We start from the raw sequence: 26,944 nt of genomic DNA, 5'->3' as shown, positions 1-26,944 counted from the left end.
TTTTTTCCCGTTTGACGCTTTCGAGGCGCGGCGCGAAGAATCCACTCCGACGACGCAGGTCGCTGCGCTCGTGTCCCAACGACAACGTCTTCACACAAGAATAACGAGGCGCCCGCAAAGCCCCCCGAGAGGGTTCGCTCGCGCCGATAAAAGGAGCACGCATGCAACATTTCAGATACTCCCCACGCAGATACGCCCCAATCGGTACGGTACTTGGCTTGAGCCTGATCGGCATGCCCGCCGCCCATGCGGATTTCATCGCCGACAGCAAAGGCACCCTGGAGGCGCGCAACTTCTACTTCAACCGCGACTTTCGCCAGGAAGGTTCACGGGACAAGGCCGAGGAGTGGGCCCAGGGCTTCCTGGTACGGATCGAGTCGGGCTACACCGCCGGCACCGTCGGTTTCGGCCTGGATGCCTTGGGGATGGCCGGTTTCAAGCTGGATTCGGGTGGCGGCACGGCGGGTACCAACCTGTTGCCGGCGGACTTGTCCGGAGGGTCTCAAGACCGCTACGGTGAACTGGGTCTGACCGCCAAGATGCGAGTGTCCAACAGCACCCTCAAGGCGGGAACGCTGCAGATCAAGGATCCGGTGGTGAGCTCCAACGATACGCGGCTGCTGCCGGCGACGTTCAAGGGGGGGCTGCTGAATGTGCAGGAAATCGATCGTTTGAAGCTGACCGGTGGGCAGATCACCCAGATCAACGTCGTCGACTCCACTGATTACCAGGACATGACCGCCAACCGCATCGGCGGCACCAGTGACAAGTTCCAGTTCGCCGGAGCGGACTATCAGTTCCTGCCGAACCTTACGGCGCAATACCGTTATGGAAAGCTGCAGGACATTTACCAGCAGAATTATTTCGGATTCGTCCATACCCTGGACCTGGGGGCCGGCCAGGCACTCAAAAGCGACGTGCGCTATTCGCGCAGCAGCGAGGACGGCAACTTCCGCAACATCGACAACCAGGCCTTTGGCGCGCTGTTTACCTACAGTCTTGGTGGTCATGCATTAGGCCTGGGCTACCAGCGCATGAGTGGCGACGACCCTTTCCCGTACATCAGTCGCAGCGACCCGTACCTGGTCAACTTCGTCCAGATCGGCGACTTCGCCAATATCGACGAGCGCTCCTGGCAAGCGCGCTATGACTACAATTTCGCCGCCCTCGGTGTTCCTGGTCTGACGTTCATGAGTCGCTACATTTCCGGTGATAACGTGCAACGTGCTGCGCCGGGGGAGGGCAAGGAGTGGGAACGCGACACCGACATTGCCTACGTGGTGCAGGACGGCTCGTTGAAAGGGTTGGGATTGAAATGGCGCAACGCCTCGGTGCGATCGAACTTTGGCAATGACCTGGATGAGAACCGGTTGATTGTCAGTTATACGATGGCGCTTTGGTAAGCAGAGGGCCACAGCAAGGCGCTGCTCAAATGAGCGGCGCCAGGGTAATGTTAGTAAATATAATCAATTCTTCGCGGGGGCACGCTTTTAAGTCGTAGATAAGGATTCTCAGAAAACAGTCATGCTCGAAGTCACCTTTGCGCGGCATGACCATCCTTTAGAGATGAACCCCATGTTTATGGGCATTAAAAGCCATTCGTCCGCCTGCTGAAAATAAGGAAACCCATGGGTTTCCTTTATTTTGTTTTTTGTCATACTCCATCGTGCGAGCCGGCAGAGGTGCCAGCTTGTCCGGTATTAGTACTGGCTAATAACAATTTAACCAGCAGGAACCCATGTCATGAGTATTCTCGGTCGCCCCGCTACAATGCCCCCCGCCGAACAACTTGCTAGCGCTCTTGCACGGATGAAGCAGGCCCACGTGGACGATGGGCCCGCGAGCCTGGAGTTGCGCCGTGACCGACTCGACCGGGCGATTGCCCTGCTGCTGGATAACCGTGAAGCCATCGTCGCGGCGGTGTCTGCGGACTTCGGCAACCGCAGTCGCGAACAGACCCTGCTGTCGGATATCGCCGGCTCGGTGGCGAGCCTCAAGCATTGCCGCGAGCACCTGGCCGAGTGGATGCAGTCGGAGACGCAGCCGGCTCCGTTCCCAGGTTGCGAAGCGCGGGTCGACTACCAGCCGTTGGGCGTGGTGGGGGTGATCAGTCCGTGGAATTTCCCCATCGTGTTGGCCTTCGGGCCGCTGGCAAGTATTCTCGCTGCCGGGAACCGGGCCATGCTCAAGCCCTCGGAGCTGACGCCGCGTACTTCGGCTCTGCTGGATGAGCTGATTGCCCGATATTTCGACGAGCGCGAGCTCTGCACGGTACTGGGCGATGCGCAGGTGGGAGCGCTGTTCAGCGCGCAACCCTTTGATCATCTGATCTTTACCGGTGGCACGTCAGTGGCCCGGCATATCATGCGTGCCGCCTCGGACAATCTGGTGCCGGTGACCCTGGAGTTGGGCGGCAAGTCGCCGGTGCTGGTCTCCCGTAGCGCCGACCTGGCTACCGTGGTGCAGCGGGTCCTGACGGTGAAGACCTTCAACGCCGGGCAGATATGCCTGGCTCCGGACTATGTGTTGCTGCCGGAAGAGTGCCTGGAGGATTTCGTCAGCGAGGCCATACGCTTCGTCAGCGCCATGTACCCGTCCCTGCGCAGCAATGCTGACTACACGTCAATCATCAACCCGCGCAATTTCGACCGTCTGCGGGACTATCTCGCCGATGCCGAGGCCAAGGGGGCCAGACTGGTGGAGATCAACCCCGCTCAAGAAGACCTGAGCGACCGCGAGATCCGCAAGATCGCCCCGACTCTGGTGCTCGATCCCAGTGAGCAGATGCAGGTACTGCGCGAGGAAATCTTCGGACCGTTGCTGCCGATCAAGACCTATCGCGACTTCGCCACAGCCATCGACTACGTCAACGGGCAGCCTCGGCCGTTGGCGGCCTACTATTTCGGCGAAGACGCCGATGAGCGCCGCGACGTGCTGGAGCGGACAACCTCGGGCGGCGTTGTGATCAATGACGTGATGAGCCATGTGCTGTTCGAGGCACTGCCCTTTGGCGGGGTCGGTCACTCCGGCATGGGGGCCTATCATGGCGTCTATGGTTTCCGAACATTCAGCCACGCCAAGGCGGTGGTTGTGCAGAGCGCTATCGGTGAGTCCAACCTGGCAATGCGCGCTCCCTACGGCCCGATGATCCATGGCCTGCTTGACCACTTGCTGACGGCCAACTGAGCCACCCGGGAGATCTGACCATGAACCTGTTGCAAACGCTCAAGGCCAAGCTGCTGCGCGCCCTTGCCAAGCGCATGAAGCCCAAGTTCGTCTACGACCCGGCACGCTATCCGTTGCGTTCGGTCGACGAGCAGTACATCCCGACGACCTGGGGGGCTGCGCGAGCCTTGTTCTACTGGCCCGATGTGCCGCCCGGGGAACGCCTGCCGGTGTATCTGAACCTGCATGGCGGTGGATTTGTCGCCGGGGTGCCGGAACACGACGACAGCTACTGCCGCCGTCTGGCTCACAACCTGGGTTGCCTGGTGGTCAACCTGGATTACGTCCTGGCTCCCGAGCATCCCTTTCCGGCGGGTTTGCGCCAGAGCTTCGAGGTGTTGGAGTGGCTGGCAGAGCAGGGCGCGACGCTGGGTATCGATCCGCAGCGCATCGCCGTCGGAGGGCACAGCGCTGGCGGCAACCTGGCCGCCGGTCTGGCTATCCTGGCGCGAGGGCACCAGCGCCTGCGGCTGGTGCACCAGATCATCGACTATGCGGCGCTGGATGTCTCCCAGGCTCCCGAACTGAAGCGTTCGACCCTCGACAAACCGTTACTCGGTCCGGGGCTGATGCGTTTTTTCAACCGGTGTTACCTGAGCGATCCGGCACAGGCCCGCGATCCCCTCGTCTCGCCATTGCTGGCGCCGGTCGAGGCATTGCGAGGCCTGCCTGCCGCCACATTGATCACTGCCGAGTACGATATCCTGCGCGCCGAAGGCGAGGCCTATGGAGAGAAACTGCGTCAGGCCGGCGTTACGGTGAACGAGAAAATGTTCCCCGGCTGCGATCACATGTTTACTCATCTGGGACCGGATGCTTCTGCGGATGAGGCATGGCAGTTCATCGAGGATGCATTGCGCGGGGCTTTCGAGGGGGGGCGGGTGGAGGCCGATAGCATGCTGGTCGAGAATCACTGACTCCCCCTGTGGCGAGGGGATAAATCCCCTCGCCACAGGTAACATGTGCATGTTTGATCAACGCTAACCAGGATGCCCCTCATGCCTGAAACCACTCCACAGGCCGTCAGGCGCGGTCGTCCGCCGGTGCGCAGCCGCGAGGAGCAGATGAGTCTGTTGCTCGATGCGGCGGCGCAGATACTCGGCAGTGGCAACTTTGCCAACGTCACCATGGATGCCATCGCCCGCGCCGCGGGCATTTCGAAGAAAACCTTGTACCTGCTGGTGGCGAGCAAGGAAGCGCTGCTTTCACAATTGGTGGCCCGGGACTTGTCGACCCTCGAGCTGCTGTTGGAAAGCGGAATCGACTGCGCCGAAGACCTGCTCAGCGAACTGCGCATGTACCTGACCCTATGGGCGCGCCTGACCCTGTCGCCGTTGGCGCTGGGGCTCTACTTGATGGCCGCGCAAGGGCGCGAGACAGCTCCGGACATCGCCAGGATCTGGTACCAGGAGGGCGCCGAGCGCTGCCTGGGTCTGTTGCGCAGCTGGTTGGAAAAGGCAGCGGGCAAGGGGCTCTTGGCACGTGGGGATGTCGAACCGGCGGTCGAACTGATCGATGCGCTGTTGATCTCGCAACCGCTCAAGCTGTTCACCCTTGGGGTTCAGCAGAGCTGGTCCGACGAGCAGATCGGCCAACGGGTCGACGTGGCCCTCGACATGTTTGGGCGTTGCTTCATCCAGCGCGAATCAGAGTCGGTATGAGCCTTTGGCAAGAGAACTGTAGGAGCCAGGCTTGCCCGCGATGAAGGCGCCTCGGTTTCAGGACAAACCGCGTTAACTTCATCGCGGGCAAGCCTGGCTCCCACAGATACTCTCGCCATGGATCCTTAATCCCCCGCCGACCGCCGCGACAGCCGATACGACAGCTGAGCACGGGTCAACCCAAGCCGGCGTGCCGCCTCGGAAACATTGCCTTTCACCTCGGCCAGACAATGGTCGATCATCGTTTCTTCAATTTCCTGCAGTGACAGCCGACTCAGGTCCTTGCCGCCGAACAGGGCCTGGATCGCCTCATTGCCAGCATGGGCAGGCGCGACAGGCGCAGGGGTGGCCGGGTCATTCGGGGCGGCCGCCAGTTGGCCGCGGGTGCCAATGGAGAACATCGGCTGGGCCAGCCGCTCGCCACTGGTGAACAGGTGGGCCAGGTCGATGGCCCCGCCATCCGGCGCACTGATCACGCCTCGCTCCACCAGGTTTTGCAGCTCGCGGATGTTGCCCGGAAAGTCATAGGCAAGCAGGGTGTCGGCCGTGCGCGGGGTGAAGCCGCTTATCTGCCGGCCATGATGACGGGTGAAGCGGTGCAGGAAGTGAGTCATCAGCAACGGGATGTCTTCCTTGCGCTCGCGCAGGGGCGGCAGGTGGATCGGGAAGACATTCAGACGGAAGAACAAGTCCTCGCGAAACTCGCCGCGCTGGGCGGCGGCGCGCAGGTCGACGTTGGTCGCAGCGACCACTCGAACATCGACTTTCAAGGTTCGGCTGCCGCCGACCCGCTCGATCTCACCTTCCTGCAAGGCCCGCAGCAGCTTGCCTTGGGCGACCAGGCTGAGAGTGGCGATTTCGTCGAGAAACAGGGTGCCGCCATCGGCTCGCTCGAAACGCCCGGCGCGGGATTGGGTCGCCCCGGTGAAGGCCCCGCGCTCGACGCCAAACAGCTCCGACTCCATCAGGTTTTCCGGAATGGCGGCGCAGTTGATCGCGACAAAAGGCGCATCGTGCCGCGGGCTGATGCGGTGCAGCATGCGTGCGAACATTTCCTTGCCGACGCCGGATTCGCCGGTGAACAGCACGGTCGCCTGGGTCGGTGCGACCCGGCGCAGCATGTGGCAGGCAGCGTTGAAGGCCGAGGAGATACCGACCATGTCGCCGTCCTGGGTCGGTTGCGGATCGGCTTGCAGACCGGGCGGTAATACGCCCTTGCCGCCAGGGTCGGGAGCCACCGTGCTACGTCCGCCGCTGCTGACGAAGGGTTCCGCTTTCAGGGCGGCCAGGTCCTCTTCCGCATCGTCCCATTCTTCCGCGGGTTTACCGATCAGCCGGCAGATGCTTGAACCGGTGGAACGGCATTCGACCTCGCGGTAGAGGATCAATCGACCAACCATTGCCGAGGTATATCCAGTGGCATAGCCGGTCTGCATCCAGCAGGCCGGCTCGGTACCGATGCCAAACTGGGCGATGTGCTCGTCATCCTCGCTGGAGTGGTGCCAGAGGAATTCGCCGTAATAGGTGCCCAGGTTCATATCGAATTCGAAATGCACGGGCTCGACTTTAACCGCGCCTTCGATGGCATGGATGATCGGACCGGCCGCGAACAGCGCCAGGAAGTCGGCCTCGGGGAAGCGCTCCTTGATCAGTGCCGCATCCCGCGCACCGCAGTGGTAGCCGGTGCGCAGCAGAATGCCGCGGGCGCGGGCCAGGCCCATGCTTTCAATCATCTCCCGACGAAGCGCGCCAACGCCGCTGCTGTGCATCAGCAGCATGCGTGCGCCATTGAGCCAGATACGACCGTCGCCGGGGCTGAACATCAGGCATTCGGTCAGATCCTGCAGTGTGGGGGCCGTGTCGGGAGGCAATTGTTCGCTCGCGCCGCGCACGGGTTTCTTTCGGACTCCGCTGGAGAGCTCGGCCAGGGAGATCAGCTTGTCTGCCATCGGAAATCCTTAATATGAGTAATCATAATCTGCATAGTGCAGCATGAAATTGCTGAAATCATCACTTTTTTCAGCCCCCGACTCCCCCTGTCTCACGTCGATATTCACCAAGAATGTCTGTATGCCGCGAGCTTGAGCGGTTGCCCTGTCATTGCCGTTAGATGGCATATCGCTTGCTACAACTAGTTACCGAGCATAACTAGTTCGGCAATAACAATATGACTTGGCTGCCCGCTTTCATGGGAGGCAGTACGAGCACGAATCGGGAAACCCGTATGAAGCTGACCAGCAAAAGGATCGTCGTGACCGGAGTCTCTTCGGGCATCGGCGCCGAGACAGCCCGAACCCTGCGTGCCCACGGGGCCATCGTGATCGGCATGGATCGCAACGAGCCCAACCTGAGCCTGGATGACTTTGTCCAGGCCGACCTCAGTCACCCCGAGGCCATCGATGCCGCCGTGCGACGGTTGCCGGAACAGATCGACGGCTTGTGCAACATCGCCGGGGTGCCAGGAACAGCCGATCCGCAGTTGGTGGCCCAGGTCAATTACCTCGGCCTGCGTCACCTTTGCGCCGCGGTCCTGCCCCGGATCCGAGCCGGAGGCAGCATCGTCAACGTGGCCTCGATCCTCGGTGCGCAGTGGCCACAGCGGTTAGAGCTGCATAAAGCCCTGGCCCGCACTGAAAGTTTTTTCCAGGGGCAAGCCTGGTTGGCTCAGCACCCGGTGCCCCAGGAGAGCTGCTACCAGTATTTCAAAGAAGCCCTGATCGTCTGGAACTATGTGCAGGCCCAGCCCTGGTTCCTGCAGTCCTCGGTACGCATGAACAGCGTGGCGCCGGGCCCGGTGTTCACGCCCATCCTGGGTGATTTCGTCAGCATGCTCGGCCAGGAACGCGTCGAGGCCGATGCTCATCGCATGAAGCGTCCGGCCTATGCCGATGAGGTGGCGGCTGCCATCGCCTTCCTGAGTGCAGACGAATCCCGCTGGATCAATGGCGTCAACCTGCCTGTCGATGGCGGGCTGGCCTCCACCTACATCTGAACGAGGAACCATCGCCTGCACATTGGCGGGCAGCTCATTGCCGGTCGCTTTCCAGACAACACGTTTCCACACAACAAGAACAATGAGGAACACCATGCACAACACTCGATGCTATCCGGGCTTCAAGCGTTCCACCCTGGCACTCTCGGTGTGCCTCGCCGGGCTGGCCGCCCAGGCCCAGGCCGCACAGATAGATCTGGGCGACAGTGACTGGCGCCTGCGCTGGGACAACACCATCAAGTACAGCCAGGCCTGGCGCCTGCAAGGTGCCGACGACCACTTGACCAACGCCTCCACGGCGGGCGGCTTGTACCCTTCGATCCAGGGCCAGGGCGACAAGAATTTCAGTCGCGGCCTGGTCTCCAACCGACTGGACCTGTTCAGCGAAATGGACCTGAATCGGGAAAATTACGGGCTGCGCGTCAGCGGGGCGGCCTGGTATGACGATATCTACAACAAGGACACCGACGACAGCGCGAATCCGCATTTCCTCAGCGATACCCGCGAACTCCACGGGCGCGACGCCGAATTGCTGGATGCCTTCGTGTTTCTGCGCGGTGATGTCGGCGATGCGAGCCAGGGCACCGTACGCCTGGGCCGGCATAGCCTGATCTATGGCGAGAGCCTGTTCTACGGCAGCAACGGCATCGCCGCCGCACAAGGGCCAACCGACGTCGTCAAGCTGCTCAGCGTACCAGGGACCCAGTTCAAGGAAATCCTGCGTCCGGTCAATCAAGTGTCCGGCCAGTTGCAGATCAACCCGCAGTTGTCCGTCGGGGCCTACTACCAGTTCGAGTGGGAGCGTTCCAACGTGCCAGGGGCGGGCAGCTACCTCAGCGACAACGATGGTATTGGCAAGGGGGCAGGGGACTGGACCGAGGTGTTTGGCAACACCACCGTCCATGCTTCCGATATCGAGGCGAAGAACTCGGGGCAGGGCGGCCTGCAACTGCGCTTCAAGCCCGAAGACACCGAACTGGAACTCGGTTTCTACGCCGCCCAGTATCACGACAAGACGCCGAGCGCGTTGTACGCCTACCTGGACGGTGCGGCGGCCGCCGCCACTGGCTTGCCGATCCTGAGTTCCTACCGCCAGGTCTACGCCGAAGACATCAAGACTGTCGGCGCCAGCTTCTCCACGGCTTATGGCCCGTTCAACTTCGCCGGGGAAACTTCGGTGCGCTGGAATGCACCGCTGGTCAGCAATCTGCAGGTGGTGACACCGGGCACCGCGGCGGACAACAACGGTGATGCGCTCTACGCCAAAGGCAAGACCGCGCATGTGAACCTGTCGACGATCTACCTGCTGTCGCCCGGCGCGCTTTGGGACGGTGGCTCGGTACTTGCCGAACTGGCCTGGAACCGCACCCTCAGCGTGACTGACAACCCAGGTGCATTGGACCCCAACACCACCCGGGATGCCACTGCTCTGCGGGTACTGGCTGAACCGACTTACTTCCAAGTGGCCGACGGTCTCGACGTGAGCGTACCGGTGGGTTTCGGCGTGGGCCTCGATGGTCGCTCGTCCGCCGTCAGCAAGGGCGGTTTCGGCAATTCCCACGCCGGTGACTGGAGCGTAGGGCTCAAGGCCACTTACCTGCAGCGCTGGGACTTCGGCATCAACTACGTGAACTTCTTCGGCAAGGCTGCGGCAGGGCTGAACGAGGCGGGCAACTTCAGCTATGCGCAATCGCTGGCCGACCGTGACTTCGTCTCCATGTACGTGAAAACCACATTCTAATAAGAGGTTTCATCCCCTATGCAAAGCCAATTTTCCTTGCGTATGTCGGCCCTGGCCATTGCCTTGCTGAGTGCCGGCGTGGTGCAGGCGGCGGTTTCCCCCGACCAGGCCGCGCGGCTCAATACTGACCTCACCCCCATGGGCGCCGAGCGCGCGGGCAACAAGGACGGCAGCATTCCGGCGTGGACCGGCGGCTATACGACAGCACCGGCGGGCTACAAGAACGGCGACAAGCGTGCCGACCCGTTTGCCGCCGACAAGCCGTTGTACTCGGTCAGCGCGGCCAACATGGCGCAGTACGCCGACCAGCTGTCCGACGGCGCTAAAGCCTTGCTACAGAAATACCCGGGCTATCGCCTGGACGTCTATCCGACTCACCGCAGCGCCGCCGCACCGCAATGGGTGTATGACAACACGCTGAAGAACGCGACCCGTGCCACCCTTGACGTGGACTCGGAAAAAGTCAGCGGTGCCTATGGCGGCATCCCATTCCCGTTGCCACAGAACGGGGCCGAGGTGCTGTGGAACTACCGCCTGTCCTGGCAGGGGGCCGATACCTTTTACTCACCGTTCGACACTTGGCTGATGACCGCCGGCGGCAAGAAGATCCAGGCCACCCGGGCACGTTTCTGGTATCAGAGCCCTTATTACTTCAAGGACGGCAGTCTCGAAACCTTCGGCGGCAAGTTCCTGATCGGCAAGCTGGCCACGGAACTGCCCTCGTCCAAGGCCGGCGAGGGCCTGATGACCCACTGGGACATGGACCCCGGCAAACGCGCCGCCTGGCAGTACCTGGTCGGCCAGCGTCGAGTACGGCGCGCACCGAACATCGCCTATGACACGCCGGACTTCGTCACCTCGGGCGTGGGCTTCTTCGACGAGGCCTTCATGGTCTTCGGCCCGACCGACCGTCACGACCTAAAGCTGATAGGCAAGAAAGAGTTGCTCGTGCCCTACAACAACAACCGTGCGGCCGCGGCGAAGAGCGATGATCTGGTCAAGCCGAATTTCCTCAATCCGGACCTGGTGCGCTGGGAGAAACACCGGGTCTGGGTAGTGAGCGCCACGCTCAAGGACGGCAAGCGTCACGTGGTGCCGAAACGCACCTATTACGTGGACGAGGACTCCTGGCAAGTGCTGCTGGTGGACGGTTACGACGCCCAGGGCAAATTGGGTCGCACCAACTACTCGCTGACCCTGTTGGCACCGGAAATGCCGGCGCTCACCGCACAGATGTCGTGGGGCAGCTACAACCTGGAGACCGGCGCCTACTTCCTGAACTCGGCCGCCAACGACCTGGATATCCAGTACCAGAGCTATCCGCGTCCGCCATCTTCATTCTTCACGCCTGACGCCATGGCCAACGACAGTTCGCGTTGAGCCGTTGCCAACGCGCCGGAGCCCTGGCACTGGCGCGTTCGGTTTGGATAACTCTTGAGTGGTGGCTGGAGCGGATATGATCGGTAACTTTTCACTCAGGCGGGCGTCGTCGGTGGTCCTGGCGCTGACGGTCTTGCTGATGTCGGGCTGGACAACGGCCAGCCCACGAATTGCCTTGCTCGACCAGACGGCACTGCAAAGTGCCAAGGCAACGCACGCCGCGTTGCTGGCGGTGACTCGCGCAGGCGAACGGCTCGTGGCGGTCGGCGAGCGCGGCATCGTCCTGCTCTCTGACGATTCCGGCAAGAGCTGGCGCCAGGCCCGGGTGCCGGTCAGTGTCAGCCTGACGGCGGTGCAGTTCGTCGATGACGAGCAGGGCTGGGCCGTCGGCCATATGGGCGTGGTGCTGCACAGCACCAACGGTGGCGAAACCTGGGTCAAGCAACTCGATGGCGTCGCTGCGGCGCAGTTGGCGCTGGTTGACGCGCAACAGGGCGACGACACCCAGCGTATCGAAGACGCCGAACGGCTGGTCGCGGACGGGCCGGACAAGCCGTTTCTCGACCTGTACTTCAGCGACCGTCGCAACGGCTACGTAGTCGGTGCCTATGGCCTGATCCTGCATACCGTGGACGGTGGTGGAACCTGGAAACCATGGATGCAGCAGGTGGACAACCCCGAGGGGCTCAACCTCTATGGCATCCGGGCGATGGGTGGCGAACTGTTCATCGTCGGTGAGCGGGGTCTGTTACTGCGCTCCAAAGACAACGGTCGCAGCTTCCAGTCGCTCGAATCCCCCTATGAAGGCAGTTTCTTTGGTCTGCAAGGCAGTGCCAGCGGCGAGTTGATCGCCTTCGGCCTGCGCGGCAACGCCTTCTGGTCGGGTGACCAGGGGAACAGTTGGCGGCGTATCGAAACCGGCCTGGAGGTGGCTTTGTCCGCCGGCACCCAACTGAAGGACGGAGCGCTGGTCCTGGCCAGCCAGGCCGGTGACCTGCTGCTCAGTTCCGGTCGGGGAAGCCGCTTGCGGCATCTTTCCGGTCCGACCGGCACCTCGATCGCCGGTCTGGTGGCGGCCCCCGATGGCAGCTTGATCTGCGTCGGCCTGGGCGGGCTGACCCGCCTCGAGCCAGCCCTTGCCTCGGCGCAGCGCTGAACCTACTTGCCAGAGCGCTATTTGCACAGCCCATGCGGCCGTATTTGGAGTCCGATGTGAACGACCATAATTCCTCCCTCGAACAGCAAGTGGTGATGGCTCGCCTGGAGGATTTCGATCCGCGTTCCGGCAACCTCGGCGAGCGGGCGATCTTCAACCACCGGCCCTGGGTCATGCTGCTCTGCCTGCTGGTGACCCTGGTGCTGGGTTATCAGGCCAGCAAGATCGGCCTCAATGCCAGTTTCGAGAAGACCATCCCGACCTCCCATCCCTACGTGGCCAACTTTCTCGAACAGCGCAGTGAGTTGAGCGGCCTCGGCAACTCGATCCGCGTCGCCGTGGCGGTCAAGCAAGGCACTATTTTCAACAAGGATTACCTCGATACTCTCGCCAAGCTCAACGACGAGATCTACCTGCTGCCAGGTGTCGACAAGCCTTACATGAAGTCTCTGTGGACGCCGACCACGCGCTGGACCGCCGTGACCGAGGACGGCCTGGATGGCGGCACGGTGATTCCGGACAGCTACGACGGTTCGCCGGCCAGCCTGGATGAGGTGCGGACCAACGTTGCCCGTTCCGGTGAGATCGGCCAATTGGTGGCCGGCAACTTCCAGTCCAGTGTGATTTTCGTGCCGCTGCTGGAAATCAACCCGGCGACTGGCAAGGCACTGGATGCCGGTGAGTTTTCACGGCAACTGGAAGCCTTGCGCGACAAGTACCAGAACGAGCGTATCCAGATCCACATCACCGGTTTCACCAAGATCATCGGTGACCTGATCGCCGGGCTGGGGCAAGTCTTGCTGTTCTTCGCGGTTGCCGTGCTGGTGACCGTGGCAGTGCTCTATTGGTACACCCGCTGTGCACGCAGCACGGCATTGGTGGTGCTCTGCTCCCTGGTGGCGGTGCTCTGGCAGATCGGCCTGCTCGCCACCCTCGGCTACGATCTGGACCCATACTCGGCGCTGGTTCCGTTCCTGGTATTCGCCATCGGCATGAGCCACGGTGCGCAGAAAATGAACGGGATCATGCAGGACATCGGCCGTGGCACCCACCGGGTCGTCGCGGCACGCTACACCTTCCGCCGTCTGTTCGCCGCCGGCATGACCGCGCTGCTCTGCGATGCGGTGGGTTTCGCCGTGCTGATCGTGATCAAGATCCAGGTGATCCAGGACCTGGCGATCACCGCCAGCATTGGCGTGGCGGTGCTGATCTTCACCAACCTGATCCTGCTGCCGATCCTGCTCAGCTACATCGGCGTCGGTGCCAAGGCCGCTGCCCGCAGCCTGCGGGCGGAAACCGCTGAGTTGACCGCGAACGTCAAGCACCCGCTGTGGAGTTTTCTCGACCTCTTTACCCGACGCTCCTGGGCCGTTGCCGCCTGCCTGGTCGGCGTGGCCCTGGCGGTAGGCGGGTTTGCCGTCAGCCTGCACCTGAAGATCGGCGATCTGGATCCCGGTGCCCCGGAGCTGCGACCAGACTCGCGCTACAACCGTGATGCAGCGTTCATGACGCAAAACTACGCGGCCAGTTCGGACATCTTCGTGGTCATGGTGAAAACCCCGGAGGACCAATGCACACGCTATCCGACACTGGCCGCGGTCGATTCGCTGGCCTGGCAACTGGAGCAGTTGCCAGGTGTGGAATCCACCAACTCCATGGCTGCCCTGAGTAAAGTCGCTGCCGCCGGTTACAATGAGGGCAATTTCAAGTGGTACGAGTTGATCCCCAACGACGGTGCCCTCGGCGCCGTGCAGACTCGGGCACCACGCGAACTGTTCAACCAGGGCTGTTCGCTGCTTTCGCTCTACGTGTATCTGGCCGACCACAAGGCCGACACCCTGGAGCGAGTGGTGCAGACCAGCGAAGCGTTCATTGCGCAACAGAAACTGCCGGAGGTGAAGTTCATGCTGGCCGCCGGCAGCGCCGGGATCGAGGCAGCGACCAATATCGTGGTGAAGAAGGCCATGCACGAGATGCTGTTCTGGGTTTACGGCGCGGTGATCCTGCTGTGCTGGGTGACCTTTCGCTCCTGGCGCGCGGTACTGGCCGCGGTGCTGCCGCTGGTACTCACGTCGATCCTGTGCGAGGCGCTGATGGTTGGCCTCGGCATGGGCGTCAAGGTGGCGACGTTGCCGGTGATCGCCCTCGGCGTAGGCATCGGTGTCGACTACGCGCTCTATGTGTTGAGCATCATCCTGGCGCACATGCGTGCCGGCGCCTCGCTGTCCGAGGCGTATTACCGCGCCTTGTTGTTCACCGGCAAGGTGGTACTGCTGACCGGCATCACCCTGGCCATCGCGGTGGCGACTTGGGCCTGGTCACCGATCAAGTTTCAGGCCGACATGGGCATCCTGTTGGCGTTCATGTTCCTGGTGAACATGCTCGGTGCCCTGATCCTGTTACCGGCGCTGGCTCACTTCCTGTTGCCGCAGAGGTTGTTCGCAAAAAAGCCTGAGGCCTGCGGCGCGTTGCAGGCGGTCGAGGAGGGCTGACGGGGTCATTCAGCGACCGTGTTCAGGCGTGCTCTCAATCTGCTTCAGGCATAAGGATAAGAATAATGCTGAAGAAAACTGCCCGGCTGCTCGCCGACTGTTCGGTGGGGCAGAAGCTGCTGCTCGGTTTCGGCCTGGTGTCCTTGCTCGCGGTGGTCGCCATCGCCCAGGGCTTGTATGCCAGCGCTAGTCTATTGGCACACAGTCGGCAGGTCGGCGCCATGGTGGAGATCAATCGCCTGACGCTGCAGATGCGCAATGCTGAGAAAGCCTATGCACTTGATCCCGAACCTTCGGCAATGCGCCAGGTCCGGGATTTGATTCAGGCACTGGGCACTCAACTCGATAAAGTGAAGACCGGCGCATCGAGGGAGGATGTGGCGGTACTGACCGCCATGCAGCAATCCGTCGATAGCTATGCAGGTCAGTTCGCACACTTCATCGATCATCAGCGCCTGGCGGTGGATGCGTTGCGTCATATGCAGGAGCAGGCGGAACAGGCCCGCCTGCAGTTCGAGGCCGTCGAACTGGATATGTACGACCAGATCCGCGGTGTACTGAACAGCGGCCAGGCTCTGGAAGGGGATCCGCTGAGCCTCGCCGAACAGGCCTCGGCGCTGCAACGAAAATTGCTGATCACCCGCAACCGGGAGTTTCGCTATGTGGAAGAGGGCGCAGCAGAGGCGCTCCAGGGCTGGACCGAGACAGTGGAGGAAATGAGTGACGCGCTGGAGCTGCTCCAGGGCCGGGTGGATGAGAACTCCGAAGAGTCCCTGGCGGCGGCACGGGCGGCGCTGGTCGAATATCGCAAGGCATTCCAGCGCTATCGGGACAGTCGGACGCTGAGCAGGCAAACGGCCGGGCAGATGGATTCCCAGGCCCAGGCCGTGCTTACCCAGGTCGAACAAGCCGCCGCCGATCGACAATTGCAGATGGGCGAGCGGGGCAGTTCGATGATGCGCCTGCAAGCAATGGGAGCGGTGATTATCGTTGTCCTGGCGTTGCTGGCATCTCTGGTTATCCGCCATCTGATTGTCGCCCCTCTACGCGAGGCGCTGCAGATTGCCCGGCGGATTGCACAGGGCGATCTGAGTGACGCGGTCGAAGGCATCACGAAGCGCAGGGATGAGCTGGGTCAGTTGAAGGCGGCGGTTGGAGAGATGACGACCAATCTGCGTCGGCTGGTAGCGCGTATCGGGCTGAGTGTCGAGGGATTGGGGCAAACGACCCGGACCCTGAGCACAGCCAGCGCCCAAAGTAGCGGGGCGGCCCAACGCCAAAGGGTCGAGACAGAACACGCAGCCACCGCCATGCAGCAAATGAGCAGCACGGTTGCGCAAGTGGCGCACAACGCCGAACAGGCCTCCCAGGCCGCCGGCGAAGCCGACCATCAGGCACGCAGTGGTGAGCAGGTCGTGCAGCTGGCGAGCCAGCAGATCCATCGCCTGGCAGCGGAGATGGCACTTTCCGAGCAAGCCATCGAGTCCTTGCAGCGGCAGGTAGAGACCATCGGCACGGTCGCCGACGTGATTGCTTCAATTGCCGAACAAACCAACCTGCTGGCACTCAACGCGGCCATCGAAGCCGCTCGGGCGGGAGAGCAGGGCCGGGGGTTTGCCGTGGTCGCCGATGAGGTGCGGGCGCTGGCACGGCGAACCCGTGACTCGACCAGCGAGATCGAGACGCTGATTGTCGGACTGCAGCATCTGTCGCAACACAGCGTCGGACAGATCCAGGGCTGCGCGCGCCTGATGGTGGATACCGTCACCCTGGCTGATCAGGTGAGCACAGCCTTGGGCGGCATTACTGGAGCGGTGTCGCTGATCGAGCAGATGAACCAACAGAACGCCGCCAGCGCCGAGCAGCAGAGCATCGTGGCCGAGGAGGTCAGCCGCAATGTCATGCAGGTGCGCAATGAGGCCGAGCGTTGTGTCGGGGTGAATCAGCAAGTGGTCCAGGCTTGCGGAGATCTGGCCGGGCTGGAGCACGAGCTGCGGGAGGCCGTTGCCCAGTTCCGGACCTGAAGCCAGGTTGCTCAGGCTCTCGCCATCTCCTCAAAAAAACCTTTGGACATCTCGATGAATTGCTCGGCTGCCGGCGCCATTGTCTGGCTCTGGCGGGTGATCAAGCCGATCTGGCGAGTAACGCCGGGATGATCCATGGGGATCTTGACCAGTTCCTCCCGACCTTCGTCCGCGGACTCCGGTAGCAGGCTTGCGCCCAGCCCCTGGCGCACCAGCGCCAGGACCGTCGACATGTAATTGGCTTCGAGGCCCGGCAAGAGTGGGAGGTTGGCATCGGCGAACAGCTGCTCCACCAACTCTCGTACGCTGCTGTCGCGCCCAGTAAGAATGATCGGTTGCGTCGTCAACTCGCTTAGCTTGACCGTACGTCGACGGGCCAGGGGGTGGTCGGCTGGAATGAACAGGCACAACCGATCCTCCAGCACCGGTTGAAATTCCAACCCATGGCTCGTCCTTGCCCGCACCCCAAGGCCGAAATCCACATCGCCGTCGCGCACCAACGTGTCGATCCGGCGCGCCACCACGTCCCGCAGGCGTACCTCTATCCCGGGAAATTTCTCACGGAACTGTTTCAACAGCGGCGGTAGCGCACCGGCGCAGAGCGAGGGCAGGGCGGCGATGGTAACCACGCCTCGACGCAACGCTGCCAGGTCCCGAGAAGCGCTGACAATGTTGTCCAGGTCCAGCAGCAGTTTCTCCATGGGCAGCAGGTTGTTCTGTCCGGCGTTGGTCAACGCCACATGACGCGGGCTGCGTTCGAGCAGCGCGACGCCGAGCCAATCCTCCAACTGTTGAATCTGTACGGTCAGGGCCGAAGGCGAGAGGTTCAGCATCGCGGCAGCCTTGGCAAAATTGCCGGTTTGCGCCACGGCCAGGAAGGCGCGGATGTGCTGGATCGAGTTCTTCATTTTGTTTTTCCGAATACAGGCAGCCGAACATTTCAATTTACAAAGAATAACGGCAATTCCAATACTCGGTGAAAACAACAACAGCGCATTTCATCGCCACGGCGGACAGAAGTGCCGAACAGGACCTACCTATGCTCGCCATACTCGGTGTCGTCACCATTCTCTGTCTGCTCATCTGCGTGATGAGTAAACGCCTGTCCCCCCTGGTTGCACTGATCGCATTGCCGATCATCGCCGCACTGATCGGTGGTTTTGGCCTGCAAACCAGCGCGTTCATCATCACCGGTATCAAGAACGTCGCCCCGGTGGTCGGGATGTTCGTGTTCGCGATTCTGTTCTTTGGCGTCATGACTGACGCCGGCATGCTTGACCCGATCATTGACCGCATCTTGAAACGCGTCGGCACCCGTCCGACGCGCATCGTCATGGGTACCGCGCTGCTGGCGCTGCTGGTGCACCTGGACGGTTCCGGTGCGGTGACGTTCCTGGTGACCATTCCGGCCATGCTGCCGTTGTACATGCGCCTGGGCATGGATAAACGCATTCTGGCTTGCGTCACGGCAATGGCGGCCGGGGTCAACTTCCTGCCATGGACCGGCCCGGTGCTGCGTTCATCGGCCGCCTTGCACGTGCCGGTGGCCGACTTGTTCCAGCCGCTGATTCCGGTGCAGATCATCGGTCTGGCGTTCGTCTTTGCTTGCGCTTGGTTCCTCGGTCGTCGCGAAGAAAAGCGTCTGGGGTTGGGCGCCGGGGCAGGGGTGGAGGTGATACCGCAGCGGGTTCTGTCCGAGGCCGAGAGCGCTTTGCGCAAGCCACGGCTGTTCTGGGTCAATCTGATCCTGACCGTGGTGGTGATGGGGGTGATGATTGCTGGCGTGGTCGATCCGGTGGTGATGTTCATGCTCGGCACGGTGCTGGCGCTGTGCATCAACTATCCCAACGTCGACGCCCAACGGGCACGCATCGACGCCCATGCGAAAACCGCCCTGACAATGGCCAGCATTCTCCTGGCTGCCGGGGTCTTCACCGGCATCATGCAAGGCAGCGGCATGCTCAAGGCCATGGCCGAGGTGGCGGTGGCACAGATTCCTGCCGGGCACGGCAAGTTGATTCCGATGGTCGTGGGGTTCATCTCCATGCCGCTGAGCCTGCTGTTCGATCCCGATTCCTTCTATTTTGGCGTAATGCCGGTGGTGGCCGAAGTCGGCCGAGCCCTGGGTGTCGATCCGCTGCATGTGGCCCAGGCGTCCCTGCTGGGCGTACACACCACCGGCTTCCCGGTCAGCCCACTGACCCCGGCGACCTTCTTGCTGGTGGGACTTTGCAAGGTCGAACTGGCCGATCATCAACGTTTCACCATTCCTTATCTGTTCGCCGCCTCGGTGCTGATGACGGTGACGGCGCTGCTCATTGGAGTCTTTTGAATGAAAACCTTACGCATCGGCTCCGGTGCCGGTTACTCCGGGGATCGCATCGAACCGGCGATTGAGCTGGCCGAGCACGGCGAGCTGGATTATCTGGTGTTCGAATGCCTGGCCGAACGCACCATTGCCCTGGCGCAGCAAGCGCGTCTGCTCGATCCGCAGGCCGGCTTCGATCCACTGTTGAGCGAGCGCATGCGTCGAGTACTGCCCTTTGTCGCTCGTGGTGCCAATGGCCGGGGCCGGCGCTTGCGCGTGATCACCAACATGGGTGCTGCCAACCCATTGGGCGCAGCGCGGGAAGTGCGGCGCATTGCCGGGCAGCTTGGCTTGTCGGGCCTCAAAGTGGTCGCCGTAACGGGTGACGATGTGCTGACCACACTGCTCGGCGATCCGACGCAAACACTGGACAACGGCATCACCCTGGCCTCATTGGGCGAACGCCTGATTTCGGCCAACGCGTACCTGGGCGTGGACGGCATCATCGAGGCCTTGAAGGCGGATGCTGACGTGGTCATTACTGGGCGAGTGGCGGATCCGTCGCTGTTCCTCGCGCCACAGATATTCGAGTTCGGCTGGGCCACGGACGATTGGCCACGATTAGGACGCGGCACCTTGGTCGGCCATCTGCTCGAATGCGCAGGCCAGATCAGTGGCGGCTACTTTGCCGATCCTGGGTTCAAGGATGTGCCGGACCTGGCGCGGCTGGGATTTCCCCTCGCCGAAGTGGACGCGACGGGCCATGCAGTGATCAGCAAAGTCCCAGGCTCAGGCGGGCGCATCGATACCGCGACCTGCACCGAACAGATGATCTATGAAGTGCACGACCCCGCCGCATACCTCACGCCAGACGTCAGTGCGGACTTTTCCGAGGTGTCGTTTACGCTCCAGGGACCGAATCAGGTACAGGTCCAGGGCGCCGATGGCCGGGAACGCCCCTCATCGCTGAAAGTGTCAGTGGGTTATCTCGACGGCTGGATCGGCGAAGGCCAGATGTCCTATGGCGGACCGGGAGCCTTGGCACGAGGCAGATTGGCGCGGGAAATCGTGCTGGAACGTTTGAAACTGACAGGCGTGGTCTATGAAGAAATCCGCGCAGAGTTGATCGGCGTCGATGCCTTGCACGGCCCTGAGTTGGGTTCCCGACTGGACGGCGAGCCTTGGGAAGTGCGCCTGCGGGTCGCGGCCCGTTGCACCGATCGCGCCGAGGCCGTGCGGATTGGAAACGAAGTGGAAACCCTCTACACCAACGGTCCTTACGGCGGCGGCGGAGCGAGTAAATCGGTGCGCCAAGTGGTGGCGGTGGCGTCGCTGTTGCTGCCACGGGACGCTGTCAGCGTGCAGATTCATTTGGAGGACGTGTAGTGACTCGTCTTAAATTGCGTGACCTGGCCCATTCCCGTACGGGAGACAAAGGCGATACGTCGAATATCTCCGTGATCGCCTTCAATGCCGAAGACTATCCACGTCTGTGCGAATGGCTGACGGTGGAACGGGTGGCCGAACATTTTGCTCAATTGCTGCCCATCCAAGGACCGGCGGTGCGACGCTATGAGCTACCTAGCGTGCACGCGCTGAACTTCGTCTTGCCCGGTGTCTTGCGCGGTGGTGTTACCCGTTCGCTGGCACTCGATGCCCATGGAAAGGCATTGGGTGCGGCGTTGCTGGACTTGGATATACCGAGCCGTTGAGCCGGGTTGTTGCACGCTTCAAGGCTGCTGCTTGACGTCGGTCGAGACAACGCTGTCCAAGCTATTGGCACTGGGTGCCTTGCTCGGCCCCCACGTCCGCTCGCTGCGACATTTGTACTTCACGCCTTTGCGAGGTGTTATGTCCCTGGCTTTTGCCATGCACAGCTCTTTAGTGAGGTAAGTCGGCTCAGTTTTTCGCACATCCACGCAGCCTTCGTCGCCCCTGCAGAGGGTCATAACCATAAAGTAAACGGTCATCATCCTGATGTTGCTCCCATAGAAGCAATGCGATTGATGTGTCTTGCATTAAGCCCGGGAAGGCTTAAGCGAGTAACAATGACAAGCGGATGATGATCCTTCCTTCGAACCTCCAGCAATGGCGCACCCATGCCTTCCGTCGGGAAAACGTCACTTTTTCAGATATCGATGATTATGGAAAAAATAACGCCATTATGTTGGCGCTTTTACGATGCTGGGAGGTTAAAGGCTATGGAAAATCTATAGACCAAGCTTGGCAAGCTTACGTCTGGATAGCGGCATGCACCCGAGCAAAAATCCAGTGAATTCAATAGGCTGGGGCAGGGTAGAACGGCAGCGACTGGATAAGACCGTTGCCAAGAGCAGTCAGCCAGCGCTAAGGCGCCTCAAAGTTTTCGTAGGCCAGGGAGATCGAATCGCTCCCCGGATAGCTGACGTACACCATCTCGCCGTAATTGCTGGCAACCAGTACATAGGGCCACTTGCCGTTTGCCTTTCGCAGTTGCTCATACAAGGGGTAAAAGAAATCCTTGGTCTGACCCTGAGGATCGTACGGGACGTCACCCAGAAAGATCGGATAACGCCCACCATTACATAGCTGAACCCGTTCCAGCTTGATGCCGTTTCTCTCCAGTACGGTTCGAGCTGGGTGCTGCCAGGTAGCCAGGTCGACATCCTGGCAGTCGCTGGCTTTTTCGGTGTAGAGCTCGGTGTCCTTCAGGGCTGGGTGCGCCATGGCCTGGCTGGCCAGGAGGAATAAAGCCAAGGGTAAGAGACGCGGCATGATGAGTGGTCCAGACAAAGGGGAAACGATTCCAGATGCTGCCCAAGGCTTGCACGGACTTTCGCGTTGGACAAGCGCTGGGCTTGTGGTGTGTGAGGTGCGTCTCAAGGGATTGGATAGCTTCGTCAGTTGTCTTGGTCGGAATCGGTGAGCGCTGGGGCAATTGTCGAAAACAGTTAAAAATGATAGGTGTACATAACTATAAAAAACAACAAGTTAGAACATTTGCCACTAAAAAATGATAATAAAAAGTAAAAAACAGGAAAATTTATCATTTTCAACTAGACTGAAATTAACCTATCGCGCGAATTGGTGCTGTCATGTCGGCAGTGACGATTAAGAAAGGACTACAGGTAATCGCCAACGGAAAATTGGCAATTGTCTGCGATGCTGTTGATTCTATAAGTTTAAAAATTCGATATAGTTCTTCTGGTGCAGTTGAAATTGTCCATTTGGAAAGTATAGAGTTTATCAAGAGCGCTGATTCTGCTGGCTTGCCTATTGAAAATGATGAAGTATTAGAGAGTATCTCTGAAGAGCGTCTTTCAGAAGCAGGGCGTCGATTTGAAACTATATCGAAACTGAAGAATAGACAAATTACTCTGTCGAATGCTGCGATTCAGCTGGGGGTAACAAAGCCACATCTGTATAAATTGATGAAACAGCATGACGAAGACGTCGGTGTGTATTCGCTGTTGATCCATAATCGTGGTAGGCAAAAGGGGGCTCGTCTGCTCAGTGAGCAATTAGAAGAAGTTATTAAGAAAGCTGTGGCGACGTTCCAAGGCAAAGGTTGCACCTACAGCCAGGTCTATCGAGAGTTGGAAAACCTATGTGTTGAACGCAACTTGAAGTTGCCCTCCAGAGGTACGCTGAGGTCACGTATCAATATGCTGTTGTCAACTGAGGAGTTATTCCGGGCGAAGGAAGGAGCGGAGGCGGCAAGAGACAAATTCGGCAGCTACCGCGGAAAACTCAAAACACACACACCGTTAGAATTTGTACAGATGGACCATACGCTGGTTGATGTGATGCTCTTGTCCAACGACCGCTTACATGTAATAGGACGGCCGTGGTTAACTATTGCTATTGATGTGCACACCAGAGTTATTCTCGGATATTACCTCAGTCTCCATGTGCCATCTTCGTTATCAGTAGCTTGCACATTGACGCATGCCGTCTTCCCAAAGACTGATTATCTCCAGCGCTTGGGCCTAGGGGATCTCGTGTACCCATTCTTTGGAGTTCCAAGGCTCCTTCATATGGATAATGCAGCGGAATTCACAGCTAATAATTTCGTTCATGCATGTAATGGGGTCGGCATCAAACATAAATTGCGGCCCATTGGCAAAAAACATTTTGGCGGGCATGTAGAGCGTCTGATAGGGACTTTAATGATCTCTAAAGTTCATCTATTGAAAGGGACGACCATGTCTAACGCCGTAGCGCGCCGCGGGGCAGATAGTGAAAAAAATGCGACAATGACTTTCTATGATTTTTCGGTCTGGTTTGCACGTGAAGTGAATATTTACCACTCAACTATTCACTCTGAACTGAAAAAATCTCCAAAACGTGCTTGGGAAGATTATTTTAAACCCACTGGCATGACACCTTTCCCCCCATTGGTGGACGACCCCTTACAATTCAAATTACGTTTTATGCCAGAGGAAAGTCGTACAATTCAACCGGAAGGGGTTTTACTATTCGGCAAGCTATATTGGGATCCAATACTTAAGCCGTTTTACGGGCAAAAAAATGTTCAGATAAAATATGATCCTTTCAGCATGCGGCAAATATGGATAAAAATAGATGGTTCTTACTCTAAGGTGGGCTATTCGAATTTAATGGAGATGGATTTAACTTATGAAGAGTATCGAGCTTCTAAATTCTACAGCAGTCCCGTCCGTGCGGGAACACTTGACGATCCATTGGCAGTAGGGCTTCGGCGTGATAATCAAACGCTCTGTAAAAATAGCGCTATAAAGAAAAAGAACGCGCTTCGACAGCAAGCCGCGCAAGCTGAATATCAAAGATTTCAAGGATTAGGATCGGTAGAAAAGAAGCCCAGTGCGAAAGAAAAACCCGATTACTCGAAACCGCCGACGCGATTCAGAGTAAATGAGGATACGGAAAAATGAATGAGTACACTCATCTGAGAGCTGATCGCCGGAATTTAGCGCACTTGGCGAATGACGTTAGGATCGCCCTAATCCAACGTGGTGTTTGGGTTGATTATGAGCCCGCCGAAACTATCTTCAAGATGATAAATAATATGGGAGACGCGAGAGGGCGAATCAGTGCGCCGTGTTTATTAGTTGTTGGTGAAGGTGGGTCAGGGAAGACAGCAATCATTAACCAGATGAAGAGTCGAATAAAAAAATCTGAAGGATTGGTCTATGTTTCTATGGCGGAAGATCCAGAGATAAAAACCAAGAAAAACTTTCGCATGGAACTGGCCAAGGCAATGGGGCTTCCGATTGATACACCTTCATTTGGAAAGTCAGGGCTGGATTTGCCGAGGGAGATTTCCGAAGTCATAAGGTTAAGGAACAAATGGGGAATTGTAATCGACGAACTGCACGATGCATTACTACGCAATAAAACTGATCAGCGTTTGACGCTGTCAATGCTAAAGCGGCTTTCAGGCCAAGAATTTGGTGTTTCTATAATTGCATTTGGAACCGCGGCGGCATCGACTGCGTTGAATTTTAATAATGAATTCAAGCGCAGGTTTTATCAGTATCAGTTGAAAGATTGGGAAGAAGCCCCTGATTTTAGATCCTTCTTGTTTGAACTGGAGGAATGGATTCCTTTGAGAGAGCCCTCATTTTTGTACCAAGAAGAATTAATGCAAGCGATTCTGATTGCAACTGGCGGCAGGATGGATAGTGTGATTGAACTGATCCAGAATGCTGCAGCATATACTATAAAGTCGGGAAAAGAACATATCGATATAGAGGCATTGTCTAAAACGATTGCTAACCCTTGGTTGTACTGATGCGAATATTCTCTGGATTAATAAAGCCTGGGTGTGACGAAACATTCACATCTTGGGTGTATCGTTGCTCTAAATGTTTGCCGGAATTAGACGCGTATCTCAAAAGTGTTCATGGTTTCCATTTATTGAATCCGGACCGCGTACTAACCGAAGATCCAGACTTTGATCGTTCCTCATTTTTTTTTGCTTCAGTGTGTCAGATCTTGCGGATAGACGCGGACAGGGCATGGCTTTTTTTCAAGCCTACAGCTAAAGATTTTACGCCTTGGAAAAATAGATTGCATTTTTGTGCGCTTTGTATTGAAAGAGACATAGCTCAAGGACGGTTGCCTAGCTGGAGAAAAAGCTGGTGCTATTCTTTCTCAATCAATTGTGCTGAGCACATGGTAGAACTTTCGATAGGTTCCGTTAGGCCCTCACTGGCAAAAGCGTGGAACTGTTTCAGTGAGTTCATCCAGCAGGAAAAATCCATCCAGCGATGGGATGCACCGTTATTTCTTCGGTTGAGAGCTTGCGTAGCCAATCGACTGTGCAGATGGCTAATAAATTATCGTCGAAATACCAGTATTGGCTCGCTGTGCAATTTTCTTGAGGCGCTCTATATTTTATCATTAAAGGTGCTCACGTTTCATCACCCAGCGGGATACGCGATTTATTTGGCGGGGTACAAAAAAAGGCGACATGCTTCTGTAAATGCCGAACTTTACGACATCCTTTTAGAGGGACCTGGAGAAAGTTTGCCCAGAGAGCGATTCATCGCGTTGCTCATCGCCGGCTGGATCTTAGACCTGATCCCCGATGGTGAAATGGCTCTTGTTATCAAAAAGCTTCGCTCAGTTGGGGTTGAATTTCCGAACAACCCTTACTTGTTTGGTTATGAGTTTTTAAAGCTATTCACGGTCCAGGAGTATCTTGATGTAGGCCGTTTGTTTGGCACGGTCGGGGATGAAATACCTCACAATTTTAGATTGTTTTTGAATGGATTTGAACGTTCCATTTCAGTTCAGGTTCGAATTGAACCTGGCATCAAAAGGATAATTACGCTATGAGCGTTCGACTTGGCAATTATGTAGTCCGTGTTATTTTCGATAAATCACCACCTGGTTATTGATTATATTGAGTATTCGAGACATGAAAATCAATGGCTATCCAAAATGTGAACCCGATGAATGCTTCTCCTCTTGGATTTATAGAGCATCAATGAAGCAACATCTCCCTCGTCCCATTCACGTTGATGAAGTAATGGAGTGTTTTGATTCCACGCGGGACTACGATTTTTCAGTGATGGGGCTGGCCAAGTTCGCTGCGAGGTATTCGTTTGATGCAAATCAGCTTATATGGTACTTCCGGCCGGAGTGCATGTGGCTGTTACCTTGTCGTGAGCGGCAAGTATATTGCTTGGAATGTTTGAAGTCAGATATAGTCGCAGGCGGTCTACCTTGCTGGAGAAAATCGTGGTGTTATTTATATGCACCCATTTGCCCAATACACAAAATCGTATTGACTCGTATGGATCAATTGGACTTTGAATTTGATAAAGCTTGGTCAGCTTTTTCAAATTCGGCTGAGTGGGGCCGGCATGATGAGTCCTGTAGGAATCTGCAACTCCCGCTGGTATATAATTCAATTGGCAGTAAGGCTATACGCTTCGCATTGAAAACTCAGAATCTTATCAGACGTGCACATAAAGAGGATCGCGTGGAAATCTATGGGTCTCAGATTAAGTTTGACAGTGTAGACGTCTTGAGTTTTTGTGCTTTTGTATTTAATCATGTTTTGTATCCTCGTAGGCCTGGCGTGTATTACGGCATTGGACGATTCAGAGAGTACAAAATGCCATTGTCGAGGTTTCCTGATCAAGATTCCGCCTTGCGTGCAGGCTGTGAAGATTGTGATGTGTTCGCCAGAGTATTTGCGCTTCTTTTGATTGGCCTAATCTTGGGTGTTTCACCATCTCAGTCCTTGTCGGATTTTACTGATTCCTTTATTGTTCCATTTACTATACGTGACGTAGATATCAAAGGAATAGGTGAGCTCTTTCATGCGTTGTGGATTATGGACTTTCAAATATTGGCACGTCATCAATTATGCGGTAGTTCGGAAGCCTTCCTTAGGCATATACGGTTATTTTTAGCCGGCCTTTCTAAACATGTCCGAAGTTTTTCTTATGAGAATATTATGAAAAGTAGGTTCGCTGAAGGTTACTAATCTAC

The 26,944-nt window shown here is 58.0% G+C and carries 21 protein-coding genes and 1 pseudogene; 19 read left to right on the top strand and 3 right to left on the bottom strand.

Translation table 11 applies throughout. From position 1 onward, the window contains the following. The first annotated feature begins 161 nt into the window (after positions 1–161). The 4 genes from QZH45_RS16355 to QZH45_RS16340 all read left to right on the top strand — a co-directional run bounded on the left by QZH45_RS16355 (position 162) and on the right by QZH45_RS16340 (position 4,886). On the top strand, positions 162–1,403 hold the full coding sequence (locus tag QZH45_RS16355; protein ID WP_053194023.1) for an OprD family porin: 1,242 nt from the start codon (positions 162–164) through the stop codon (positions 1,401–1,403). 340 nt (positions 1,404–1,743) lie between these two features. Next, positions 1,744–3,186, top strand: coding sequence for a coniferyl aldehyde dehydrogenase (locus QZH45_RS16350; protein ID WP_053194021.1), 1,443 nt, complete (start codon positions 1,744–1,746; stop codon positions 3,184–3,186). A gap of 20 nt (positions 3,187–3,206) precedes the next feature. Next, complete coding sequence (locus QZH45_RS16345; protein WP_053194019.1) at positions 3,207–4,142, top strand: alpha/beta hydrolase; 936 nt, start codon at positions 3,207–3,209, stop codon at positions 4,140–4,142. An 81-nt stretch (positions 4,143–4,223) separates the two neighbouring features. Then, positions 4,224–4,886 carry a TetR/AcrR family transcriptional regulator gene (locus QZH45_RS16340; RefSeq protein ID WP_053194016.1) on the top strand — a complete coding sequence of 221 codons (663 nt, stop codon included), beginning with the start codon at positions 4,224–4,226 and terminating at the stop codon, positions 4,884–4,886. A gap of 125 nt (positions 4,887–5,011) precedes the next feature. Here the strand turns inward: QZH45_RS16340 and QZH45_RS16335 are convergent, their stop codons facing one another. After that, complete coding sequence (locus tag QZH45_RS16335) at positions 5,012–6,835, bottom strand: sigma-54-dependent Fis family transcriptional regulator (protein ID WP_024776431.1); 1,824 nt, start codon at positions 6,833–6,835, stop codon at positions 5,012–5,014. A gap of 275 nt (positions 6,836–7,110) precedes the next feature. On the opposite strand from QZH45_RS16335, the gene QZH45_RS16330 reads away from it, so the two are divergent. From QZH45_RS16330 to QZH45_RS16300, 7 genes and pseudogenes are all read left to right on the top strand, one after another. Further along, entirely contained in the window at positions 7,111–7,878 is a 768-nt protein-coding gene (locus QZH45_RS16330) for a coniferyl-alcohol dehydrogenase (protein ID WP_024776432.1), read from the top strand. A gap of 94 nt (positions 7,879–7,972) precedes the next feature. Further along, the gene (locus QZH45_RS16325; protein ID WP_055135056.1) at positions 7,973–9,619 is read left to right on the top strand and encodes a DUF1302 domain-containing protein; all 1,647 of its coding nucleotides are present in this window, start codon (positions 7,973–7,975) and stop codon (positions 9,617–9,619) included. Between the two features lie 42 nt (positions 9,620–9,661). Next, positions 9,662–10,999, top strand: coding sequence for a DUF1329 domain-containing protein (locus tag QZH45_RS16320; protein WP_392397811.1), 1,338 nt, complete (start codon positions 9,662–9,664; stop codon positions 10,997–10,999). A gap of 76 nt (positions 11,000–11,075) precedes the next feature. Beyond that, positions 11,076–12,155, top strand: coding sequence for a WD40/YVTN/BNR-like repeat-containing protein (locus tag QZH45_RS16315; RefSeq protein WP_053194012.1), 1,080 nt, complete (start codon positions 11,076–11,078; stop codon positions 12,153–12,155). 95 nt (positions 12,156–12,250) lie between these two features. Beyond that, entirely contained in the window at positions 12,251–14,647 is a 2,397-nt protein-coding gene (locus tag QZH45_RS16310; RefSeq protein ID WP_237140502.1) for an efflux RND transporter permease subunit, read from the top strand. Between the two features lie 65 nt (positions 14,648–14,712). Then, positions 14,713–15,813, top strand: a pseudogene (locus QZH45_RS16305) (HAMP domain-containing protein); the annotation flags it as partial. Further along, positions 15,808–16,671 carry a methyl-accepting chemotaxis protein gene (locus QZH45_RS16300; RefSeq protein ID WP_392397810.1) on the top strand — a complete coding sequence of 288 codons (864 nt, stop codon included), beginning with the start codon at positions 15,808–15,810 and terminating at the stop codon, positions 16,669–16,671. The pseudogene QZH45_RS16305 and the gene QZH45_RS16300, both read left to right, overlap by 6 nt. Positions 16,672–16,682: 11 nt before the next feature. Here the strand turns inward: QZH45_RS16300 and QZH45_RS16295 are convergent, their stop codons facing one another. Further along, on the bottom strand, positions 16,683–17,579 hold the full coding sequence (locus QZH45_RS16295) for a LysR family transcriptional regulator (protein WP_053194009.1): 897 nt from the start codon (positions 17,577–17,579) through the stop codon (positions 16,683–16,685). A 131-nt stretch (positions 17,580–17,710) separates the two neighbouring features. Between QZH45_RS16295 and QZH45_RS16290 the strand changes: the two genes are divergently transcribed. The 4 genes from QZH45_RS16290 (at position 17,711) to QZH45_RS16275 (ending at position 21,254) form a co-directional block, all read left to right on the top strand. Continuing rightward, positions 17,711–19,003 carry a CitMHS family transporter gene (locus tag QZH45_RS16290; protein WP_024777079.1) on the top strand — a complete coding sequence of 431 codons (1,293 nt, stop codon included), beginning with the start codon at positions 17,711–17,713 and terminating at the stop codon, positions 19,001–19,003. Then, positions 19,004–20,365 (top strand): acyclic terpene utilization AtuA family protein, encoded by a 1,362-nt coding sequence (locus QZH45_RS16285; RefSeq protein ID WP_053194007.1) that lies wholly within the window; start codon positions 19,004–19,006, stop codon positions 20,363–20,365. Continuing rightward, positions 20,365–20,691, top strand: coding sequence for an AtuA-related protein (locus QZH45_RS16280; protein WP_053194006.1), 327 nt, complete (start codon positions 20,365–20,367; stop codon positions 20,689–20,691). The genes QZH45_RS16285 and QZH45_RS16280 overlap by 1 nt, the downstream gene beginning before the upstream one ends. 347 nt (positions 20,692–21,038) lie before the next feature. Then, a complete protein-coding gene (locus QZH45_RS16275; RefSeq protein WP_147460419.1) occupies positions 21,039–21,254 on the top strand; it encodes a hypothetical protein in 216 nt (71 codons plus the stop codon). A 71-nt stretch (positions 21,255–21,325) separates the two neighbouring features. Here QZH45_RS16275 and QZH45_RS16270 read toward each other — a convergent pair whose 3' ends face one another. Next, positions 21,326–21,733 (bottom strand): hypothetical protein, encoded by a 408-nt coding sequence (locus tag QZH45_RS16270; protein WP_053194004.1) that lies wholly within the window; start codon positions 21,731–21,733, stop codon positions 21,326–21,328. Positions 21,734–22,053: 320 nt separating this feature from the next. Between QZH45_RS16270 and QZH45_RS16265 the strand changes: the two genes are divergently transcribed. The 4 genes from QZH45_RS16265 to QZH45_RS16250 all read left to right on the top strand — a co-directional run bounded on the left by QZH45_RS16265 (position 22,054) and on the right by QZH45_RS16250 (position 26,939). Next, entirely contained in the window at positions 22,054–23,871 is a 1,818-nt protein-coding gene (locus QZH45_RS16265) for a transposase (RefSeq protein WP_432783454.1), read from the top strand. Then, positions 23,868–24,731: a TniB family NTP-binding protein gene (locus QZH45_RS16260; protein WP_432783452.1), complete on the top strand. Its 864-nt coding sequence runs from the start codon at positions 23,868–23,870 to the stop codon at positions 24,729–24,731. Before QZH45_RS16265 ends, QZH45_RS16260 begins: the two co-directional genes overlap by 4 nt. Before the next feature lie 125 nt (positions 24,732–24,856). After that, the gene (locus QZH45_RS16255) at positions 24,857–25,780 is read left to right on the top strand and encodes a hypothetical protein (RefSeq protein WP_432783451.1); all 924 of its coding nucleotides are present in this window, start codon (positions 24,857–24,859) and stop codon (positions 25,778–25,780) included. 82 nt (positions 25,781–25,862) lie between these two features. Then, on the top strand, positions 25,863–26,939 hold the full coding sequence (locus tag QZH45_RS16250; protein WP_432783450.1) for a TniQ family protein: 1,077 nt from the start codon (positions 25,863–25,865) through the stop codon (positions 26,937–26,939). Positions 26,940–26,944 lie beyond the last annotated feature (5 nt).

The sequence above is a fragment of the Pseudomonas corrugata genome, assembly GCF_050920615.1.
Classification (GTDB): Bacteria; Pseudomonadota; Gammaproteobacteria; order Pseudomonadales; family Pseudomonadaceae; genus Aquipseudomonas; species Aquipseudomonas corrugata.
Note: the sequence above shows the minus strand (reverse complement) of the source record. Positions and strands in the feature narration are given on the sequence as shown.

Coding starts and splice junctions, on each gene's coding strand:
- QZH45_RS16300 (WP_392397810.1), top strand. CDS start 15,808: ATGACGACCAATCTGCGTCGGCTGGTAGCGCGTATCGGGCTGAGTGTC.
- QZH45_RS16260 (WP_432783452.1), top strand. CDS start 23,868: ATGAATGAGTACACTCATCTGAGAGCTGATCGCCGGAATTTAGCGCAC.
- QZH45_RS16350 (WP_053194021.1), top strand. CDS start 1,744: ATGAGTATTCTCGGTCGCCCCGCTACAATGCCCCCCGCCGAACAACTT.
- QZH45_RS16290 (WP_024777079.1), top strand. CDS start 17,711: ATGCTCGCCATACTCGGTGTCGTCACCATTCTCTGTCTGCTCATCTGC.
- QZH45_RS16345 (WP_053194019.1), top strand. CDS start 3,207: ATGAACCTGTTGCAAACGCTCAAGGCCAAGCTGCTGCGCGCCCTTGCC.
- QZH45_RS16250 (WP_432783450.1), top strand. CDS start 25,863: ATGAAAATCAATGGCTATCCAAAATGTGAACCCGATGAATGCTTCTCC.
- QZH45_RS16330 (WP_024776432.1), top strand. CDS start 7,111: ATGAAGCTGACCAGCAAAAGGATCGTCGTGACCGGAGTCTCTTCGGGC.
- QZH45_RS16340 (WP_053194016.1), top strand. CDS start 4,224: ATGCCTGAAACCACTCCACAGGCCGTCAGGCGCGGTCGTCCGCCGGTG.
- QZH45_RS16285 (WP_053194007.1), top strand. CDS start 19,004: ATGAAAACCTTACGCATCGGCTCCGGTGCCGGTTACTCCGGGGATCGC.
- QZH45_RS16320 (WP_392397811.1), top strand. CDS start 9,662: ATGTCGGCCCTGGCCATTGCCTTGCTGAGTGCCGGCGTGGTGCAGGCG.
- QZH45_RS16315 (WP_053194012.1), top strand. CDS start 11,076: ATGATCGGTAACTTTTCACTCAGGCGGGCGTCGTCGGTGGTCCTGGCG.
- QZH45_RS16325 (WP_055135056.1), top strand. CDS start 7,973: ATGCACAACACTCGATGCTATCCGGGCTTCAAGCGTTCCACCCTGGCA.
- QZH45_RS16270 (WP_053194004.1), bottom strand. CDS start 21,733: ATGCCGCGTCTCTTACCCTTGGCTTTATTCCTCCTGGCCAGCCAGGCC.
- QZH45_RS16295 (WP_053194009.1), bottom strand. CDS start 17,579: ATGAAGAACTCGATCCAGCACATCCGCGCCTTCCTGGCCGTGGCGCAA.
- QZH45_RS16265 (WP_432783454.1), top strand. CDS start 22,054: ATGTCGGCAGTGACGATTAAGAAAGGACTACAGGTAATCGCCAACGGA.
- QZH45_RS16335 (WP_024776431.1), bottom strand. CDS start 6,835: ATGGCAGACAAGCTGATCTCCCTGGCCGAGCTCTCCAGCGGAGTCCGA.
- QZH45_RS16275 (WP_147460419.1), top strand. CDS start 21,039: ATGATGATCCTTCCTTCGAACCTCCAGCAATGGCGCACCCATGCCTTC.
- QZH45_RS16355 (WP_053194023.1), top strand. CDS start 162: ATGCAACATTTCAGATACTCCCCACGCAGATACGCCCCAATCGGTACG.
- QZH45_RS16310 (WP_237140502.1), top strand. CDS start 12,251: ATGGCTCGCCTGGAGGATTTCGATCCGCGTTCCGGCAACCTCGGCGAG.